Below are 2076 nucleotides of genomic sequence, written 5' to 3'. Positions count from 1 at the left end.
CACCGAAGCTGACCGACGAAGACAGCCGCGCCGCGCCGCTTGCCGACGAGGCAACGGCTGTCAAATCCTACGGCATCGTCGGACGGTCCGCCGATGGCAAGGAGATCAAGATCGAGCCGAGCGAAGCGCTGCGGGAGCTTATCATCAAGGAACTGAACGCTCCGGCCACCGGAAAAGACGGGGCTGAGCGCAAGACCGAGGATCCGGACCTCGGCGAAGGCGAAGCCGGCCGCCAGGTTTTCGGCACCGACGATCGCGAGCAGGTCAAGAACACCAAGACCTATCCGTTCTCGGCAATCGGCTATCTCGAAGCCAAATCGCCGAAGACGGGCAGCTTCGGCAGCTGTTCGGCAACGCTGATCGGCCCGCGCACGGTGCTCACCGCCGCGCACTGCCTCTACAGTCATGAGGACAAGGATTGGCTCTCCGACTACCTGTTCGTGCCGGGGCTGAACGGCAGCACGGCCGACGACGCACCGTTCGGCGCCTTCGCCTTCGAAAGCGCCTATGTGCTGCAAGGCTTCATCGACAACTACCAGGGCTATTATGGTTCGGTCCTGCTGTGGGATCTCGGCGTCGTCACGCTAAAGCAGGATGTCGGCACCAATCTCGGCTGGCTGGGCTATGCCAACTATGAGGATCTCGGCGATTTCACAGCCAATCTCGTCGGCTATCCCGGTGACAAGCCGATGGGCACGATGTGGAAGGCAAACTGCGAAGTGCATGCCGAAAACATCGCGCCGGAATATTTCCAGTACGACTGCGATACGTTCCCAGGGTCGAGCGGCAGCTCGGTCTATGCTTACGACAACAAAGCCAAGCAGCGCATCGTCACCGGTGTCAACGTGGCGGAAAGCTCCGACGCGAACACCGCCGTGCGCCTGAATGCTGCCAACGTCCAGTGGATCAACAGCCTGTATAAATAATCGCTGCGCATTGGCGGTGGAGACAAAGGCGGCGGCGCAATCCCGCCGCCTTTTTCGCGCCGCTATTTGGCTTCGGCCGTGGGCGGCCCATTGCGCACATAGGTCTCGATTGCCGAAGCGAAAGTGGGAGAACCCGCCTTGCGCTGCTTGTCTATGTAGCCGGCAAAATAGCTCCAGAAAGAGACGGCATAGTCACGGAAATAAGCATCGGTCACTTTGCGCGAACACAAATCGCCGTCGATGCAGAATGACAGCCGGTTGAGGAAATAGACGATGCGATCGAAATTCTCGCTGAAATCGGCGAGCGGCATGTCGCCGCCGGAGGCGGTCATCGCCTCGATGCCGATCCGTTGCCGGAACACCTGCTCCTCGGTTGGCGAGGGGTTGGCGCTGAGCAGATTGTCATATTTGGCGTTAAGCGCGGTCAGACGATCTTTCAGCGCGCGCTGCGCCTGCTGGTAGTCCTTGTTTTCCCAGAGTTCGACAAGCGACATGGTCTGCTCGACGCGCTTCTGCTCCTGGTTGGCCAGGAACTGGTAGACCGAGAACATCAGGGTGAAGATGATGGCGAGACGCACGGCCATGCCCGACCAGGCATAGACCAGCATGCGCCAGTCGCGGTCGGTGAAGGGGTTGCTCTCCTTCTTGATCTCGTGGGCGCTTGGCCACGGGAAACCTTCGGTGGTTTCCGGCAGCGCCGTTTTGCCGGCCGGCGCCTTTGCTGGTGCGGCGGCTGCTGTTTGCCTGGTGTTGCCCGCTGCCTTCTTCATCCGCAGCTGTCCAGTTCGATGGTGGCGGAGGGATCCAGCACGATGCCCGGCGTCTCCAGCTTCCGTTTCAGGCATTCCAGTTGCAGGCGCGAAATCATGAACTGTACGTCGGGCTCCGCCGCCCCCTTGTTGGGGGACGGCAAGGCTTCGACGACGCCGCGCGAGGCGCAGTTGCTGAGATCGACGATAACCGCGTCGCTGCCGCTTTTGGCGAACTGGTCGTACTGATCGAGAAAACACGTCGCCAGTTCCGAGTTGGTGACGATCTGCTTGACGCACAGGCCGCAGGCCTCGTCCGCCGAAGCGTTGGCGATCAGCAACAGGCCGCCGGCAAGGCCGGCTACCGTTCCACGCCAGGAAAACACAGAATTCTTCACAAT

At 60.8% G+C, this 2076-nt stretch carries 3 protein-coding genes; 1 reads left to right on the top strand and 2 read right to left on the bottom strand.

Going from position 1 to position 2076, the window contains the following annotated elements; translation table 11 throughout:
• Positions 1–926 (top strand): serine protease (locus EN750_RS31500; protein ID WP_145968096.1); only part of this gene is annotated, 926 nt, incomplete at its 5' end.
• 62 nt (positions 927–988) lie between these two features.
• On the opposite strand, the gene EN750_RS31495 is transcribed toward EN750_RS31500, so the two are convergent.
• Positions 989–1696, bottom strand: a complete 708-nt coding sequence (locus EN750_RS31495) for a hypothetical protein (protein WP_127399035.1) — start codon at positions 1694–1696, stop codon at positions 989–991.
• Positions 1693–2076, bottom strand: a 384-nt coding sequence (locus EN750_RS31490; RefSeq protein WP_348629635.1) for a hypothetical protein, incomplete at its 5' end; no start/stop codon positions are given. The genes EN750_RS31490 and EN750_RS31495, both read right to left, overlap by 4 nt.

This window comes from Mesorhizobium sp. M7A.F.Ca.ET.027.03.2.1 (assembly GCF_003999175.1).
Taxonomy (GTDB): Bacteria; Pseudomonadota; Alphaproteobacteria; order Rhizobiales; family Rhizobiaceae; genus Mesorhizobium.
Note: the sequence above shows the minus strand (reverse complement) of the source record. Positions and strands in the feature narration are given on the sequence as shown.

What these genes read in the sequence shown, in the direction of transcription:
- EN750_RS31495 (WP_127399035.1), bottom strand. Translation starts at nt 1,696, where the DNA reads ATGAAGAAGGCAGCGGGCAACACCAGGCAAACAGCAGCCGCCGCACCA.